Origin of the sequence: Hyphomonas sp. TMED31, assembly GCF_002172815.1 — a bacterium.
Lineage (GTDB): Bacteria > Pseudomonadota > Alphaproteobacteria > Caulobacterales > Hyphomonadaceae > Hyphomonas > Hyphomonas atlantica.
This window is the reverse complement of the sequence record NZ_NHCK01000027.1, coordinates 1-15,911: the sequence shown is the minus strand read 5'-3', so window position 1 is coordinate 15,911 and position 15,911 is coordinate 1. Positions and strand designations below refer to the sequence as shown.

Sequence of the window (15,911 nt, the reverse complement as noted above, 5' to 3'; positions counted from 1 at the left end):
GACGCCTGACCCGTTCAGCTTCACTCCCTCCAAAGCCTATCAGGCCGCCCTCACCGGCCCCGAGCCCGCTCATCCCGGCGAACGCCGGGACCTCGTGCCCCTTGCCGCGCCCTCTCCGCGCCGCATCGCGTACATCCCGCATGTCTTCACGCAGGGCCCCTTGCCCTTGCCGGACACCTGACCGCGCTTCCAATCTCCTGAAAACCCAGCCCCACGACCGAAGCGCCCTCACAGGCGTCGCACGTGCGGGTGGGGTATCGGATCAGCTCAGCTGCAGTTCCACGAGGCGCTTGTACGCGCCGCTGGAGGCCATCAGCGTGTCGTGCGTACCCTCCTCGACCGCGCGGCCGTCTTCCATCACGATGATGCGGTCTGCCGCCCGGACGGTGGACAGGCGATGCGCAATGATCAGCGTGGTGCGCCCGCGCGAGAACTCTGCCAACGCCGCCTGCACCTTGGCCTCGCTCTCCGCGTCCAGCGCCGAGGTCGCTTCATCCAGCAACAGGATCGGCGCGCCGCGCAGGATAGCCCTGGCGAGGGCCACGCGCTGGCGCTGGCCACCGGAGAGGTTGCGGCCCATTTCGCCCGCTGGCGACTGATAGCCCTCCGGCATGGCGGAGATGAACTCATGCGCATTGGCCGCCTTGGCGGCTGCCTCGATCTCGGCATTGGTCGCGCCCAGCCGGCCCAGCGCGATATTGTTCTGGATCGTATCGTCGAACAGCGCGGAATCCTGCGCCACGAGGCCGATATTGGCGCGCAGCGTATCCCCGATCACACGCCGCACATCATGGCCATCGACACGCACGCTGCCGGTCTCGGCATCATAGAGGCGCATCAACAGGTTGAAGACGGTGGACTTGCCCGCGCCCGACGGGCCGACAATCGCCACAGTCTCTCCCGGCGCGGCCTTGAAGGACAGCCCGTTCAGGGCGCGCGTCCCGTCCGGATAGGCAAAGGTGACGGCGTCGAACTCGATCTGGCCACTTGCCCGGGTCAGCCGCTCGGCGTCCGGCGCGTCGGCAATGTGGGTTGTCGCATCGACAATCTCGAACACGCGATCTGCGGCGGCCCCACCTTCCTGTGCCACGGCGTTCAGCGTGCCGAGCGCTCGCAATTCCGGAGAGACAATGCCCAGCGCTGCGATGAAGCCCAGCAGATCGCCCAGCGTCATTGCCCCTTCGGACATACGCCAGGCGGCAAAGCCCAATATGCCCGCCAGCGCCGCGCCGCCCGCAACTTCCAGGATCGGGTCCACGGCGGCCCGGTCGGTCAGCACTTTCAGGAACAGTTTCGACCGCTCCTTGAAGCCCTGACGTGCGCGGGATTTCTGGTAGGGTTCCAGGCCNTANGCCTTCACCACNCGNGCNGANTGNAANCCTTCNGACANGAGCGATGTCACCTGCCCNACCTGNTTCTGNGCCTGNTTGGAGCGTTTGCGAATNCGGTTGCCNAGNCCGATNACNGGCCCGAANGCNATNGGATAGGCNACCAGCANCANCAGGGTCAGCTGCCAGTCGATNACNANCATCACNCCGAACATNCCGATCACGGTGATTGTGCTNTTNGTGAAATTNTTGGCAAAGCGCAGCGCNGCATCGCGGATCGCGTTCACATCATTGATGAAGCGCGAGACNAANTCNCCNGANGCATCCGCCGCCACNCGNGCATAGTCNCCATCGGTNAGNGANTCGAACTGGCTNGANTGCACCGANACNANCCCGCGCTGGACNCCGGTATTGTTGAACANNGTCATCAGGTAGAGCGNNAGCGCCCGCGCNCAGGACAGGGCCACGATNGCNCCGCCNATCCACCAGATCCAGTCNGGGCCNGNNANNGGCNCCTGCGGCCTCNTCNCCGAAANTNGCCTGNAGCCGNTCGCCNAGCATCTTTCAGCACNAGCGAATAGCCCATGGCGCTGAGCGANGTCAGCAGGGCCATGAGCGTNCCGACCGCAAACCAGCCGAGGTGCGGTCGGAAATAGGCTGCAAACAGGCGCCTCAGGCTCCCCGTCTGTCTGGNGGCCTNAGCTGTCACCACCTCAGACGTGATGATGATCCCCCGTCTCCGGGTCCAGCAGCTTGTGGGCATGGAGGATNAAGTAGCGGGTCTCGGCACTGTCGACCGTGCGCTGCGCGGCATTCTTCCACGCGTCGTAGGCGGCCTTGTAGTTCGGGAAAGCACCGACAAAGTCGACCTTGGACAGGTCTTCGAATTCCACTTCGGTCACATCCTTCAGCTCGCCGCCGAACACGATGTGAAGAAGCTGTTTGGTCTGAACGTTCGTATCGCCCATTTTGACTGGCTCCGTAGTCTCTGCAGGCGCGGGTTTGGGCGCCCTTTCCTGTGGGTCAGGTATAGTCACAAATTCTGACCTGCGCACTAACAGAGGATGCAGGGCGTTTCCAGAAGCAATGACGCTACGTTGTGCAGGTACTGCCCGGTTGAATATGAGTTTTTCACCGCGATGTGTCGTNGCGACACCACCTGCCTCTTCGATGAGCACAGTCCCGGCGGCAAGGTCCCAGTCCGACTTCTCGCCCAGGACGAGCGTGGCATCCCATTTTCCCGCCGCCACGAAGGCCATACGCAACAGGGTGGAGTTCGGCTTGGGCCGGGCAATGGTCAGNGGCGGCCACGGCTCCGGCCAGCCGGGATGCTCCAGCATCTGCTCGGCGGCGATCAGGCGGCAGCCCTCTTCGCTGGTGCACTCGCTGACCCGGATTGCCGCGCCGTTCAGGAACGCGCCCTGCCCGCGATGGGCCTCATAGAACTCGTCCAGCTCNGGCGCGTAGAGCACNCCGCCCACCGCTTCGCCTTCCTCGACAATCGCNAGGCCGATGCACCAATACGGGTCGCCGCGAATATAGGCGCGCGTACCATCAATCGGGTCGACCACCCAGCAACGGTCCCTGCGCCGAGCATCCGGATTGTCGAGCGTCTCTTCCGACAGCCATCCATACTCCGGGCGGAACTGCGTCAGCCGGTCTGCGCACAGCTGGTTCACCGCCATGTCGGCTTCAGTGACCGGGCTGCCGCCCGTCTTGTGCCAGGTCTCGGCCTGATTGTCCCCCTGCATGAAGGACTGGGCGAGCTTGCCAGCTTCCTGCGCCAGTTCGCGCAGGATTTTCATGTCTTCAAACAGGGTGCGGTCAGCTGCCCGCAAGGCTCATATCCTCGATCATGATGCTTGGCGCATCCCGTGTGCCCCGGAATTCCAGGTCAGAGGCCGGGATCANGCGGGCAAACATGGAGGGCANATCGCCCGCAATCGTCACTTCCGACACCGGATAGGCAATCTCGCCATCCTCGAACCAGAAACCCGACACGCCGACAGAATAATCGCCCGTGTTCGGGTTGATCGACGGGCCGAACATGTCAGTGACCAGCAGGCCCTTGCCGACGGCCTTGACCAGTTCGCCCGGCGTCTTGTCGCCGGCCTTCAGGTACAAATTCGATGTCGTTACGCCCGGTGGGTCGCCAAAGCCCAGCGCGGAGAAGCCATTCGGCTCCAGCCCCAGCTGGCGGGCAGACGGTCCGTTCAGCAGCCAGGTCGTCAGGCGGCCATTGTCGATCAGATGCGTCTCCCGCACCGGCAGGCCCTCACCATCATGGCTGCGCGATCCCATGCCCATCGGGCGGAATGGATCGTCGATGATGTGGATACCATCGGCAAACACCTGCTCGCCCATCCGGTCCTTCAGGAAGCTGACGCCCCGCGCCACGGACGGGCCGGAGATTGCGCTGAGGAACGCGCCAAGCAAGCCCGCCGACACCCGGCGGTCGTACAGGACGGCCGCTTTCTGGGTCTTCAGCTTGCGTGAGCCGAGGCGGGAAATGGTGCGCTCNCCCGCCGTGATTCCGATCTCTGCAGCGGTCGGGCGGTCCTTGGTGAAACGAACAGACCAGCTGTCATAGTCCCGCTCCATCTGGCCATCGCGTTCCGCCACAGCCGCCAGGCCGAGACTGGTCGATGTGCCGGTCTTGAAGGCGGAGAAGCCATTGCTGGCCGCGACCCAGCGGGTCGAGCGGTTCCAGGATGCGCCGCACCCGGCCACGGTCTTGATGCCGGAAATACCCAGCGCCGCCGCTTCTGCCGCCAGCGCTTCCGCCTCCAGCGTCTCGGCAGGGATTTCCGGCTCGCCGGTCAGATCCATATCGAGATCACCAGTGGCCAGAACGCTTGCATCCGGCAGGCCGCAATACTTGTCTTCCGGCACGGCCTTCGCCATGGCCACGCAGCGCTCGGCCAGCGCCTTCAGCCCCTCCGGGGACAGGTCTGCGCCGGAAACATGCGCCTGGCGCTTGCCATACAGGCAGCGCAGCGCGACCGAGCGGCCTTCTTCGCGTTCAATGCTTTCCAGTGCGCCATCCCGCACGGAGACGCTGACGCCTTCAGTCACGCCTATACGGGCGTCTGCGGCGTCTGCACCTTCCTTGCGGCAATGGTCCAGTAGTCCGGCGAGCAAATCGGCCGGCGGTGTCGTAAAATCAGCCATTCCGGCTAGATGGACTTTGCGCCGGTTTCGCGCAACTGCTCAGTTCAGGCGAAGGCGTGATAGAGCAGCGCCCCGGCAACGAGGATCATGGTAATCCAGCTGAGCAGGATGCCCCCTGCGCGCAGCGGAAGGATGTTTCCGCCCATGCCGATCATGTGCATCACCCGGCCCAGTGTGAACAATCCGCCGCCCACGTGAATGGCCCAGGCAGGCAGTCCCATCAGCGCAGCCACGACGAGGCCAACCAGCATGGCCGGAATGTATTCGGTCGCATTGCCGTGGACCCGCGTGCGCAGTTCCAGCGTCTCGTTTCCCCCGGTCCCGACGGAGACCCGCGCGGACTGGCGCACGGATACCACGCGGAGTGCGAGATAGATCAGCAGCAGCATGTTCACGGCCACATAGACGGCGGCCACTTCGAGTGATGTCATTTTCTTGTTCCTCCCAATTGAAAAAGGCCATCGAATGATTCGATGGCCCTTGAATATTCCTGACAGTTCATCTGCCCAGATCAGTCGTCACGGCGGGCGTCTGGCAGGCGGTCGTTGATGTCGTCCCGAATGTCCAGCAGCGTCACGATCAGGCCGCAGACAAGGCTGGCCGCGATCCATCCCCCAACGGTGAAGACAGCAAAGTCTGCCACCTGCGCCAGCGTGCCGGTCAGGCCGAGCAGTTCGCCGGTGAACTCCCCGCGATTATACAGACCCAGCGCGATGCCCGCGACGATGATCGCGATGTAGGCAACGTAAACCATCGTGCGGAAGCTGTTGATGATAAAGAACTTCATGAGATCCCCTTCCTTAACTCCAAGCTATTTCTATGCGGATTGCTTCCGCGCGTCACCCGATTACACGTGACAAACGAATATCCCATGACTGGCGGGAAACTGTTTTGCGACAGGCCGGGTTCATTCCCCCTCCTGCCCTGACAATTCACAACTGATCATGGCCGAAAGCGTACCAGCGAATTCGAGCTGTTCGCTCATCGACAGTGATTCCACGAAATCGCCCACATCCCGGCGCTCGCGCCCAATGGCAGCAGCCGTGCGACGGTAAAGGTCCGGGCTCAGCTTCTCTTCCATGACGCCACTGATGCAGGCGCAGGTTTCTGGCGCTTCGCCATCGGCAATACAGGCTTCGGTGAGCAGCTCGCGGTCCGATTTCTGGCTGCAGGCAGCCAGCATCGCCAAGCAGAGGCAGGACAGGGTCAGGACGCGCATTCTGGCAGCTCCGGAAACTTCAATGCCCAGCCAAGCATGAAATTAACCAACAGGAAAGCGCCTATTCCCGTCGCAGGATCTTGTCGACCTGAACGCCCTTGCCGAACTCGCGCAGGAAATCCTCCTTCACCTGCAACCGGTCATAATCCTCTTCCACCCAGTCCAGGAAGGGTTTCCAATCCGCCGGATCGCGGCCTGCATTATAGTCGGCATAGGTCTGGAAAAAGGCATCCAGCATGCCGGTCTTGCCGTGTTTCACATGCAGGTATTTCAGCGACAATTGCTCGATTGCCTCTTCATAAGGCACTTTTTCACGCAGCAATTTGTAGAGAACAGACATCAGGCCCGCGCGATCTGCGCCGGATTTGCAATGCATCAGTGCCGGATACTCGATTGTGTCGAACAATTCCTTCGCCGCGAACAAGGCTTCCTTCGTTGGCGTGTCGCGGGANAAGACCTGAAAATCGACCAGCGTGATTCCCGCNTTTTCGCAGGCTTCCTTCTCCAGAAGGTAATAGCCCTTGGTGCTGGTGCCGCGAAGATTCAGGATCGTGCGAATGCCCAGCGTTTCGGCATATTCNACCACCTTCTTCGGCGATGGCTGGTTTGCACGCCACATCTCCGGNGAGATCTGGTGCAGGTTCGAGAACATCTTGCGCAGGAAACCATGATCGCCCCAGACAAGTTCACGCCGGGCACGGGCGCGCCCCTGCGGCGTCGACAGGTCCGGCGCGACATGCGGTTTGCGATTCTTCTTGGATCTCAGCTTTACCATTGCCCCGCGATTAGCCGCCGGGCCTGCCGGGGGCAAGCAGAGGCGGCAGAAAGAAAAATGTCTGCCCCCTGCATCCAAACNCGATCCNGCCNGCATCTACTCAGCAAAGGCGCAGAAATCCGCCGCCACANTTTGCTTGAAGGANCCCTCTNATGAGTGAAGACATCATCGTCCCTATCGCGTTTTTCGGATCGATTGCCGGCATCGTCTGGCTGGTCAGTCACTACAATTTCAAGAAGCGCCTGACCCTGCACGAAACTGTGCGCCATGCCGTCNACAAGGGCCAGGACCTGACCGGAGAGGCGATGGAGAAACTCGCCCTGATTACCGATCCCGTCCGCGCGGACCTGCGCCGCGGCGTGCTGTTCATGGCTGTCGGCATCGCCTTCGGCTTCCTGGGCCTCATGGTCGGCATGGAAGAAGGTGAAGCCGTCAAGCCGATGATCGGCGTTGCGTCCTTCCCTGTCTTCATCGGTCTGGCCTATCTTGGCCTCTGGGCAGCGGGTCGCCGTGAGCAAAGGGGCTGAGCTGAGACTGGTTGCCGAGGGAGGGCGCGACATGCGCAGCGATCCGGACCTGGCCGCAAGTGCTGCGCGAGGGCATGAGGCAGACTTTGCCGAACTCGTGCGGCGCCATCAGGCCCGCGTGCGCGGCATGGCCCGCCGCCTGACCGGCTCGGCTAGCGACGGAGACGACATTGCACAAGCGACCTTTCTGAAGGCCTGGCAGAAAATCGGCTCATACGCGGGCGGCACCTTTTCTGCCTGGGTCTGCACGATCTGCTGGCGGGAGTACCTGCAAGCCCGCCGCAAGCAGAAGATTGAGATCGAATTCGACGAAACCGCCGAAATCATCCCGTTTGAACGCACGCAATCCGATGAGGTCGGAGACCAGATGGATCTCAACCGGGCTCTGGAGAAACTGTCAGAGGCCCAGCGGGTTTGCGTGGTGCTGTGTGTGGCCTCGGGCCTGTCCCACCGCGAAGCAGCCGAAGCGACCGGCTGGCCGCTTGGCACTATAAAATCCCATGTGACGCGCGGCGTGGCGGCGCTTCGCAAACACCTTGAAAGCAGCCATGTGGCGTGATGGAGTAATCTGATGCGAGACCAGGAAACCTATTCAGACCTGACCGATCTCTTCGCGGCAGAAGACCGCAAGATGGATCCCGCCCCCTTTGTGGATGAGGTCATGACCGGCATCCGACGTAGATCCCTGTTCCGCCGCCTTCTGCTGGGTGCAGTCGGCATTGCGGGCGCAGGGGTTGCCGCCATGCAATTGCCGGGCCTGCTGGCCAACTGGACGGGACTGGACCAGATCGTCACCCGAACCGTGACCGATGCACGCCAGGACGCGAGCCTCGTGACCAGTGCGGACCCGATTTGGCTGATGGTGGGCGGGGTTGTGGCGCTGAGCCTGCTGGCCATCACCAGCTGGGAACGGGCCTAACAGGCGCGGGTCTCAGGCCGGTCGCCACCCCATGCCTTCGAGCAGGGATTTGGTCTCATACAGCGGCAGGCCGACAATGGTGGTATAGCTGCCGCTGATATGGGTGATGAAGGCTCCGGCCATGCCCTGAATGCCATAGCCGCCCGCCTTGCCGCGCCATTCCTCGCTGGCGATGTAGGCGGCAATCTCCTGATCAGTCAGCCGCTTCACCTTCACACGGGCCATCACGGTGCGGCTGTTCACCCGGCCATCCGGCGCTTTCACGGCCACGCCGGTAATGCATTGATGCGCCCGGCCCGACAGCAGCCGAAGGAAGGCTTCGGCCTCTTCGGCGTCGGCCGCTTTTTCAAGGTTCCTCTGACCCAGCGAAACCACGGTATCCGCGGCAAGTACAAAGCCCGCTTCCGGGCAAGCCGCAGCCTTCTCTCGCGCCAGCCGTTCGGCCAGCGCGCGGGGAGACTCGTCCTTGCGACGGGTTTCGTCGATATCAGTGGGGCAGATCGCGTCCGGCACTATCCCGATCTGGGCGAGCAGGTCTCGCCGCCGGGGACTCGCACTGGCGAGGATCAGGGGAACAGGCCCTGAGGACGCCATATCTCTTATTTGAAGCGGTAGGTGATACGACCCTTGGTCAGGTCATATGGGGTCATCTCGACCATCACCTTGTCACCCGTCAGCACGCGGATGCGGTTCTTGCGCATCTTGCCAGCCGTGTGGGCAATGATCTCGTGGTCGTTCTCGAGTTTCACGCGGAACGTCGCGTTCGGCAGCAGTTCCACAACCGTGCCTTCGAATTCAATCAGTTCTTCCTTCGACATGCAGTCTCCAAATCAGGGCGGTCCGTTGCGCCGCCGAAACGCATATAGGGGGCGCATAAAGCCTTGCACAGATTCCGGCAAGATTTGAAGCTCAGCAAAAGCCCCGTAATACCGGCAGTTTCAGCTTTCAGAGACCGGTCAACTGCTGATCGGCCCCTGTTTTGCACTTTGTTGATGCATATATACGCATATTGGACAGAATTGGTTCTGAAATCTGAAGCGAGATCGAAAATAAATGGCTGCACACGCAAAACCCCAGACCAAGGACGCCTTTGACCTGATGTCAGAGCGCATCCATGAGGCGTCAGAGGTGATGAAGGCCATGTCGAGCGATACGCGGCTGAAGATCATGTGCGCCCTGAATGAAGGCGAACGACCGGTTCACCAATTGGCTGAAATGACTGGCCAGTCGCACTCTGCCGTTTCTCAGCACCTGGCAAAGCTGCGTGCGGCGAATCTGGTGGAAAGCCGCCGCGATGCGCAGACCATCTACTATCGCTGCGCCGGCGGTATCGGCCGCGAACTCGTCAACACGCTCTGCGCCTATTATCGCTAGACCTGTTGCGGGAAGGACATAATCGGAAACTTCCTCTGGAATCAGGATACGTTTTCGATACCGAAACCTGCTATAAGCGCTCCATGTCGACCACAACGGCCCGGGCCAGTTTTGAACTCCAGCAGATCGAACCGATCCTTTCATGGGCGGGCGCGTCCGGCGTGGATGTGGACGGTTTGCTGCACCGACTGGGCATCGACCCAGGCAAGCGCCGTGATGCGCCGGGTACGCGGATTGACCTCGTCGACTATTACCGCATCCAGCGCGAAATCGCCCGATCCTTTGATGACCTGACCGCACAGCTGTCAGAGCGAAAGCTGCTCTACCAGACCGGCACATTCGTGGTCACACAGATACAGGCCGCCGCCACTTTGCAGGATGCCATTCGCAGCCTCGCATCGCATTTCAACATGATGCATGGCGGGCGCTACAATTATGTTCGCCAGACCGACCGCACCCTGACGCTGGTCGTTGATGATTCCACCTTCCCCTATCGCTTTCGGGATGATCGCGCGCTGACACATTTCGTGGGCGACGCGCTGCTCATCAAGACTCACGCCCTGCTCGACAGCCTGACCGGCGGCGCAGCCGGTCGCGGCCTGCAACGCGTGAGCCTGCTGCGAAACCGGCACGATGACGGGAATGGCCAGTTGGGTTTCTGGCAAGTCCCCATTGGCTACGGCCATGCGGCCTACGAGCTGATCTACGACATCGACATTGCCTGCGAGCCCATCACGCCCGCCCCGGAAGTGGACCTGACCGCCGATGGCATTTTTGCGCGCGTCATCCGACATCTCGACGGCCTCGCGCCATCCGCCGATGTGCGGGCCTTCGCCGTACGGACCTCTGATCTGATTTCGGATGGATATGAAACCCAAGCTGCTGTGGCCCAGCGTCTCGACGTGAGCGTCGCCACCCTGCGTCGGCGCCTGAGCGAAGAAGGCACCAGCTTCCGAGATATTCTTCAGGAGAGCCGCGCCGAACGGGCCGGCCTGATGCTCAGCCAGGGTATGAGCGTCAGTCAGGTTTCCGATTCCCTCGGCTATTCTGACGTGCGGGCCTTCAATCGCGCCTTCAAGAAAATGCGCGGCGTGTCACCCGCAGCCTATGCAAAGTCTGGCGTCGAAACCGCTCAAGCCTGATTTGCGCGAGCGAATATGTTCACTCGCGCTGAACCCATATGTCATCGCCGTCATGTGCGGTTTCTGGAAAACTCCCGTCAAATAGAAGAATGCCCTTGGGAGGAAAAATTGGGACATCACAAATTCACTACGCTGAGATTCGGTCTCGTTTCGGCGCTCGCGCTGACTGCAGGCCAATATGCTGCGCATGCGCAGGACGCTGAAGAAGACACGGCCGAAGAGGCCCGCACCCTTGGCCGCGTCACCGTCACCGCGCAACGCCGCGAGGAAGACCTGATCGACGTTCCGCTTTCCGTCTCTGCTTTCAGCGGTGAGCAGCTGGAAGCGACCGGCGCGGTCGACATCACCTCCATCCAGCGCTCGACGCCGAACGCCACGATCGAAGTTGCCCGAGGGTCGAACTCCACGCTCATCGCCTTCATTCGCGGTGTTGGTCAGCAAGATCCGCTCTGGGGCTTTGAGCCAGGCGTTGGCCTCTACGTGGACGATGTCTATATCGCTCGTCCACAAGGCGCGATCCTCGACATTTTCGACATTGAACGGATAGAAGTCCTGCGTGGCCCTCAGGGCACATTGTATGGTCGCAACACCATTGGCGGCGCAATCAAATACGTCACCGCAAAAATGGAAGATGAGCCGGACCTGAAAGCCAAGGTCAATTTCGGTTCCTATGGCCAGATGGATGCCATCCTCTCCGGCTCCGTCCCGCTCAGCGATACGTTCACAGTCGGCGGCGCGGTCGCAAGCTATCAGCGCGACGGTTATGGCGAGAACCTCTTCACCGGCGCCGATCATTACGACAAGGACGTATTGGCCTATCGCCTGAGCGCGGAATGGGCCCCGACAGACTCCCTGTTCTTCCGGCTCGCCTATGACAAGTCAGAAGACGATTCCAACGCCAAACACGGCCACCGCCTGATCCCGAGTGGAGATGGCACCCTGCCAGTCACAGACAATGTCTATGATACGCGCGCAGGGATCGGCGATGACAACTCGGTGGAAACCGAGGGCTTCTCTCTGACTGGCCAGTGGGACGTGAACAATGAATTCACGCTGAAATCCATCACGGCGTTCCGCGAAGGCTCGACCGTTACCCCGATTGACTTCGACGCCCTGCCAAACCCGGACTTTGACGTTCCCGCCTTCTACAGCGACGAGCAGTTCAGCCAGGAATTCCAGTTGCTTTACAATGGCGACCGTCTCTCGGGTGTCGCCGGTGTCTACTATCTGGACGGCACGGCAGATGGCGCATTCGACCTGCTGCTCAGCGCCCTTGGCGTGACAGTCTACCAGGCCGGTGTGCAGGACAAGGAGAACTTCTCCCTGTACGGTGATTTCACCTACGATCTGACCGACCAGTGGAGTGTTTCCCTCGGCGGCCGCTTTACGAAAGACGAAACAACGGCAGACGTAACTCGCGAGCTTTGGCTCGGTCTTGGATCGGCCTCTTTTGATCCGACCAACTCCACATCCATCTTCCTTGCGACCCAGACCGGCTATACTGGCCTGAACCGGGAAGATGAGGAATTCACCCCGCGGATTTCGGTATCCTATCAGCCTACCGACGACNTGAANATCTACGCAACCTTCGCGCANGGCTTCAAGGCCGGCGGCTTTGACCCCCGCGCCCGGGCAGACCTCGANCCGCTCGGCCTGTCGGAAGAAGGCTTCGGTCCTGAAAAGGTCGACAGCTATGAAATCGGTGTGAAGGGCAGCTTCTTTGATGACCGCCTGCAGCTGAACACCGCCGTCTTCTTTGCCGAATACACCGACCAGCAGATCACTGTGCAAAGCGGCGCAGACTCTGACAATGACGGCGTGAACGACACATTCGTGTCTTCCGTCTTCAATGCCGGTTCNTCTGAATANACCGGCCTCGAGATCGAAGGCAGCTGGTTCATCAATGACGAGTTCACGCTGATGGGNAATCTCGGCTACATTGACGCAGAGATTCAGGAGATCATCTCCGCCGGNACCAACATCGCCGACCAGTTCGTGACGCAGAATACGCCGGAACTGCAGGGCCAGCTCTCGTTGAACTATATGCGAGATTTCGGTCCGGAATTCGGGGCAATTTCCATCACNGGNTCGGCCTCNTATCGNGANGANTACAATCTCTTCAACATCGANAATGAAGGCTTCGCGCCGGGTACGAACGTGCTGTTCCCGAATGGCGGCCCAGCGCTCGACCCCGATGCCTACACGCTGCTGGATCTCAGCTTCGTCTGGACGTCTCCCTCTGAACGCCTGCGCTTTGGCATTCACGGACGCAACCTGACCGACGAAGAGTATCGCGTCGCAGGCTATAACTTCGTTACGCCAAGCCAGCTTGGTTTCGACAGTGCGTACTCCGCCTTCTACGGCCCGCCACGCACGCTGACTGCCTCAATCTCGGTTGATTTCTAATCAGCTGAGCGGGTCGGCAATCTGAACACATCGGATTGCCGACCCGTCCCTCCCAGGACCTTGCATATTGTTGCGTGCGGATCGCCGCGCCCTGAAGGATGCTCATGACACAGACTGCGGCTGCCCCCTCCCAGACCTCCCGGAACAACTCGCGTGCCTATGTCCTGGCGCTGCTGACGCTGGTCTACACTTTCAATCATATTGATCGTCAGATCCTGTTGATCCTGATCGAGCCGATCAAGGCGGAACTCCAGATTTCGGACGGCCAGATCGGCTTGCTGACCGGCTTTGTCTTCGCCGCATTCTACGCAACCTTTGGAATCCCGATCGCCATGTGGGCGGACCGGGGCAACCGCCGGAACATTCTGGCCATCTCGCTGGCGCTCTGGTCGGGCATGACTGCGCTCTCCGGCTTTGCCCAAACCTATTGGCAGCTTCTGCTCGCGCGCGTCGGCGTCGGCGTCGGAGAAGCAGGCGGAACACCTCCCGCAACATCGATCATCTCAGACCTGTATGCGCCAAAAGAAAGAGCCTTCGCGCTTGGTATCTACACGGCCGGCATCGGGCTTGGCGTATTGGCCGGATTTGTCATCGGCGGGTATGTCTACAAGTATTTTGGCTGGCGCACCGCATTCCTCGTCGCGGGTATTCCTGGCCTGATACTGGCCGCCATTGTCCGCTTCACGATCCGCGAACCAAAGCGCGGCGCCATCGAGCAACGCAGCGATGACGGCGAGGCCTCCACCCTCGGCGAGACTCTCAAATTCATTGGGGGACAAACCTCTTTCCTGCTGATGCTGGCTGGCTGCTGCCTCATCTGTATCTCCGCCAATGCCTTCCTCGCCTGGACGCCAAGCCATCTGCAGCGGACCTATGATGTTGGCCCAAGCGACATTGCGATCCCTCTCGGTCTATTGATTGGCGGAGTTGGCAGCGTGGGCGCGATCCTCCTGGGCCGCGTTTGTGACCGGCTGTCCGCGCGAAACCTGGCATGGCGTCCGTGGATGATCGCCGTATGTGCAGCCATCGCCCTGCCGTTCGCGTGGATGTTCCTGCAGGCTGACACAATCAATATGGCATACGCCTGGAACGTGGTGCCGGCATTCATTGGCCTGATCTATGCCAGCATTGCCTATACGGCCTCACAGGAACTGGTCGGGCTTCGCATGCGGGCGTTCGCTTCGGCATTCATGCTGTTCTGCCTCACCCTGATCGGCATCGGCGGAGGCCCCAGCATCGTCGGGTANCTGAGCGAGTATTTTGCGGCTCAGGGCAATGAGGCTCCACTGAAGTCGGCGCTTGAACTCATGCTTGGCCTAAACGCGCTGAGCGTCGTGTTCCTGGCTCTGGCGGGTCGCACATACGCACGCGACGCCAAACGTGCTGCGGAGATCGTATGAGCGAAGCAGCGTCCCTCCCGGCAAACACAACNCTGACCAAACGCGACCTCTTCTACACGTCGCATGACGGGCTGACCCTGTATGCNGCTGACTACGGCCCGATCGACAGCGACACCGTCATCCTGTGCATGCACGGGCTGACNCGGAACCACAAGGATTTCGAGCCCATGATNGANGGGCTCGGCCTGGAAGCACGCTTCATTTCGGTGGACGTGCGCGGGCGCGGGAAATCAGACCGNGACCCGAACGGCACCACNTACCAACCGCCCTTTTACGCACAGGACATGGCCACGCTGATGGCNCACCTGAATCTGGACAAGGTGATCCTGATCGGTACGTCGATGGGCGGACTGATGGCCATGCTNATGGCCAAGGCGTTTCCGGAAAAGATACGCGGTATTGTGATGAATGATGTCGGCCCGGAAGTGAACCCGNCTGGCCTGAAGCGCATCGCGGGCTATGCCGGAGGCAATGAGATTTTCGACAGCTGGGGGGACGCCGCAGCGGCGATTGGNAAGACGCAGGCAGGCGTCTATCCGGATTATGGAGNCGATGACTGGATGGCNTTTGCCAGACGAACCTGCGTNGAGCAGGCCGATGGCAAGATCGTATTCGACTATGACCCGGTGATTGTGAAAGGGATGGGCAGCACAACGCCCGGATGGCGCGTGAATTTCGCCATGTGGCGCGTGTTCGCCGCGATGAAATCCATCCCGCTGCTGATCATCCGGGGCGAATGGTCTGACATTCTGGCAAAGAAAACCGCGAACCGGATGCTTCGTCGCCACAAGAANAGCACGCTGTTGACCGTTCCCAATCGTGGCCACACGCCGTTTCTGGATGAACCGCACTCACTGGATGCGATCCGCGATTTCATTCGATCACTCGGCTCAGCCTAATTCCTGCTTCAGGTCTTTCATCACGCCGGAAAAGTCGAGCCCGCCATGCCCGCGGGCGTCCAGGTCAGCATAGATCTTCTCGGCCATCTCGCCCAGCGTTACCTGTGCCCCTGCCGTCTTCGCTGCGCCAGCTGCCAAGTGCAGATCCTTGAGCATCATCGCAACCGCGAAGCCGGGCTGGTAGTCGCGGTTTGACGGAGCGGTCGGNACAGGACCCGGCGCAGGGCAATAGCTCGTCATGCTCCAGCATTGGCCGGAGGCGGTGGAGGAAATGTCATAAAAAGTCTGCGCGTCGAGGCCCAGCTTTTCCGCCAGATTGAATGCCTCGCACGTGCCGATCATGGAAATGCCCAGCAGCATGTTGTTGGCGATCTTCGCGACCTGTCCATTCCCGCTGGCGCCTGCATGAAAGATGTTCTTGCCCATTGCATCCAGGATCGGCTTTGCCTTCGCGAAGGCCTCGACCGGACCGCCGACCATGAAGGTCAATGTGCCGGCATCTGCCGCCGCCGTGCCGCCTGACACAGGCGCGTCCGCCATCAGGAAACCTGCTGCTTCAGCCTTTGATGCGGCTTCACGCGCGTCTTCGACGGCAATCGTTGAGCAATCGAGAAACAGCGCGCCTTTCGCAGCTTGCGCCGCAACACCATCCTCTCCGAAATAGACCGACAGGACATGCTTGCCCGCGGGCAACATGGACACGATCACGTCGGCGTCGCTCACGGCCTCTGCGATCGTCGCCGCTGCCTGT

At 60.9% G+C, this 15,911-nt stretch carries 19 protein-coding genes; 9 read left to right on the top strand and 10 right to left on the bottom strand.

All coding sequences use genetic code 11. The features are described from left to right. On the top strand, positions 1-181 hold a 181-nt coding region (locus tag CBB91_RS04475; RefSeq protein ID WP_273012388.1), incomplete at its 5' end, for a hypothetical protein. A gap of 81 nt (positions 182-262) precedes the next feature. Here the strand turns inward: CBB91_RS04475 and CBB91_RS04470 are convergent. From CBB91_RS04470 to CBB91_RS04440, 7 genes are all read right to left on the bottom strand, one after another. Beyond that, positions 263-1,756 carry an ABC transporter ATP-binding protein gene (locus CBB91_RS04470; RefSeq protein WP_273012386.1) on the bottom strand — a complete coding sequence of 498 codons (1,494 nt, stop codon included), beginning with the start codon at positions 1,754-1,756 and terminating at the stop codon, positions 263-265. A 285-nt stretch (positions 1,757-2,041) separates the two neighbouring features. After that, on the bottom strand, positions 2,042-3,166 hold the full coding sequence (locus CBB91_RS04465; RefSeq protein WP_273012384.1) for an inositol monophosphatase family protein: 1,125 nt from the start codon (positions 3,164-3,166) through the stop codon (positions 2,042-2,044). Further along, the gene (locus CBB91_RS04460; protein ID WP_273012382.1) at positions 3,153-4,499 is read right to left on the bottom strand and encodes a TldD/PmbA family protein; all 1,347 of its coding nucleotides are present in this window, start codon (positions 4,497-4,499) and stop codon (positions 3,153-3,155) included. Before CBB91_RS04460 ends, CBB91_RS04465 begins: the two co-directional genes overlap by 14 nt. Before the next feature lie 44 nt (positions 4,500-4,543). Further along, entirely contained in the window at positions 4,544-4,930 is a 387-nt protein-coding gene (locus CBB91_RS04455) for an MAPEG family protein (RefSeq protein WP_273012380.1), read from the bottom strand. An 80-nt stretch (positions 4,931-5,010) separates the two neighbouring features. Then, positions 5,011-5,286 (bottom strand): hypothetical protein, encoded by a 276-nt coding sequence (locus tag CBB91_RS04450; protein WP_035554773.1) that lies wholly within the window; start codon positions 5,284-5,286, stop codon positions 5,011-5,013. Between the two features lie 120 nt (positions 5,287-5,406). Beyond that, a complete protein-coding gene (locus CBB91_RS04445) occupies positions 5,407-5,718 on the bottom strand; it encodes a hypothetical protein (RefSeq protein ID WP_035554771.1) in 312 nt (103 codons plus the stop codon). A gap of 61 nt (positions 5,719-5,779) precedes the next feature. Continuing rightward, complete coding sequence (locus tag CBB91_RS04440) at positions 5,780-6,493, bottom strand: tyrosine-protein phosphatase (RefSeq protein ID WP_273012378.1); 714 nt, start codon at positions 6,491-6,493, stop codon at positions 5,780-5,782. A 152-nt stretch (positions 6,494-6,645) separates the two neighbouring features. On the opposite strand from CBB91_RS04440, the gene CBB91_RS04435 reads away from it, so the two are divergent. The 3 genes from CBB91_RS04435 to CBB91_RS04425 are packed head-to-tail and all read left to right on the top strand — an operon-like array spanning position 6,646 to position 7,939. Further along, positions 6,646-7,020, top strand: coding sequence for a DUF6249 domain-containing protein (locus CBB91_RS04435; protein WP_273012376.1), 375 nt, complete (start codon positions 6,646-6,648; stop codon positions 7,018-7,020). A 31-nt stretch (positions 7,021-7,051) separates the two neighbouring features. Beyond that, positions 7,052-7,579 carry an RNA polymerase sigma factor gene (locus CBB91_RS04430; protein ID WP_273012374.1) on the top strand — a complete coding sequence of 176 codons (528 nt, stop codon included), beginning with the start codon at positions 7,052-7,054 and terminating at the stop codon, positions 7,577-7,579. 12 nt (positions 7,580-7,591) lie between these two features. Continuing rightward, complete coding sequence (locus tag CBB91_RS04425; RefSeq protein ID WP_035554767.1) at positions 7,592-7,939, top strand: hypothetical protein; 348 nt, start codon at positions 7,592-7,594, stop codon at positions 7,937-7,939. 12 nt (positions 7,940-7,951) lie between these two features. On the opposite strand, the gene CBB91_RS04420 is transcribed toward CBB91_RS04425, so the two are convergent. Both CBB91_RS04420 and infA read right to left on the bottom strand, forming a co-directional pair. Beyond that, complete coding sequence (locus tag CBB91_RS04420; RefSeq protein WP_273012372.1) at positions 7,952-8,533, bottom strand: nucleoside triphosphate pyrophosphatase; 582 nt, start codon at positions 8,531-8,533, stop codon at positions 7,952-7,954. 5 nt (positions 8,534-8,538) lie between these two features. Beyond that, the gene (gene infA, locus CBB91_RS04415) at positions 8,539-8,757 is read right to left on the bottom strand and encodes a translation initiation factor IF-1 (RefSeq protein WP_011646371.1); all 219 of its coding nucleotides are present in this window, start codon (positions 8,755-8,757) and stop codon (positions 8,539-8,541) included. A gap of 235 nt (positions 8,758-8,992) precedes the next feature. Here infA and CBB91_RS04410 point away from each other — a divergent pair, with 235 nt between their 5' ends. The 5 genes from CBB91_RS04410 (at position 8,993) to CBB91_RS04390 (ending at position 15,160) form a co-directional block, all read left to right on the top strand. Then, positions 8,993-9,313, top strand: a complete 321-nt coding sequence (locus tag CBB91_RS04410; protein WP_241764233.1) for a metalloregulator ArsR/SmtB family transcription factor — start codon at positions 8,993-8,995, stop codon at positions 9,311-9,313. An 83-nt stretch (positions 9,314-9,396) separates the two neighbouring features. Continuing rightward, positions 9,397-10,455 (top strand): helix-turn-helix transcriptional regulator, encoded by a 1,059-nt coding sequence (locus tag CBB91_RS04405; protein WP_273012371.1) that lies wholly within the window; start codon positions 9,397-9,399, stop codon positions 10,453-10,455. A gap of 108 nt (positions 10,456-10,563) precedes the next feature. Further along, positions 10,564-12,861, top strand: a complete 2,298-nt coding sequence (locus CBB91_RS04400; RefSeq protein WP_273012369.1) for a TonB-dependent receptor — start codon at positions 10,564-10,566, stop codon at positions 12,859-12,861. Positions 12,862-12,965: 104 nt separating this feature from the next. Further along, positions 12,966-14,261, top strand: a complete 1,296-nt coding sequence (locus CBB91_RS04395) for an MFS transporter (RefSeq protein ID WP_273012368.1) — start codon at positions 12,966-12,968, stop codon at positions 14,259-14,261. After that, the gene (locus tag CBB91_RS04390) at positions 14,258-15,160 is read left to right on the top strand and encodes an alpha/beta hydrolase (protein ID WP_273012367.1); all 903 of its coding nucleotides are present in this window, start codon (positions 14,258-14,260) and stop codon (positions 15,158-15,160) included. Before CBB91_RS04395 ends, CBB91_RS04390 begins: the two co-directional genes overlap by 4 nt. On the opposite strand, the gene mmsB is transcribed toward CBB91_RS04390, so the two are convergent. Continuing rightward, the coding region (gene mmsB / locus CBB91_RS04385; protein WP_273012366.1) for a 3-hydroxyisobutyrate dehydrogenase at positions 15,152-15,911 on the bottom strand (760 nt) is incomplete at its 5' end. The genes CBB91_RS04390 and mmsB overlap by 9 nt on opposite strands.

Coding starts and splice junctions, on each gene's coding strand:
- CBB91_RS04455 (WP_273012380.1), bottom strand. CDS start 4,930: ATGACATCACTCGAAGTGGCCGCCGTCTATGTGGCCGTGAACATGCTG.
- CBB91_RS04450 (WP_035554773.1), bottom strand. CDS start 5,286: ATGAAGTTCTTTATCATCAACAGCTTCCGCACGATGGTTTACGTTGCC.
- CBB91_RS04445 (WP_035554771.1), bottom strand. CDS start 5,718: ATGCGCGTCCTGACCCTGTCCTGCCTCTGCTTGGCGATGCTGGCTGCC.
- CBB91_RS04430 (WP_273012374.1), top strand. CDS start 7,052: ATGCGCAGCGATCCGGACCTGGCCGCAAGTGCTGCGCGAGGGCATGAG.
- CBB91_RS04425 (WP_035554767.1), top strand. CDS start 7,592: ATGCGAGACCAGGAAACCTATTCAGACCTGACCGATCTCTTCGCGGCA.
- CBB91_RS04420 (WP_273012372.1), bottom strand. CDS start 8,533: ATGGCGTCCTCAGGGCCTGTTCCCCTGATCCTCGCCAGTGCGAGTCCC.
- infA (WP_011646371.1), bottom strand. CDS start 8,757: ATGTCGAAGGAAGAACTGATTGAATTCGAAGGCACGGTTGTGGAACTG.
- CBB91_RS04410 (WP_241764233.1), top strand. CDS start 8,993: ATGGCTGCACACGCAAAACCCCAGACCAAGGACGCCTTTGACCTGATG.
- CBB91_RS04405 (WP_273012371.1), top strand. CDS start 9,397: ATGTCGACCACAACGGCCCGGGCCAGTTTTGAACTCCAGCAGATCGAA.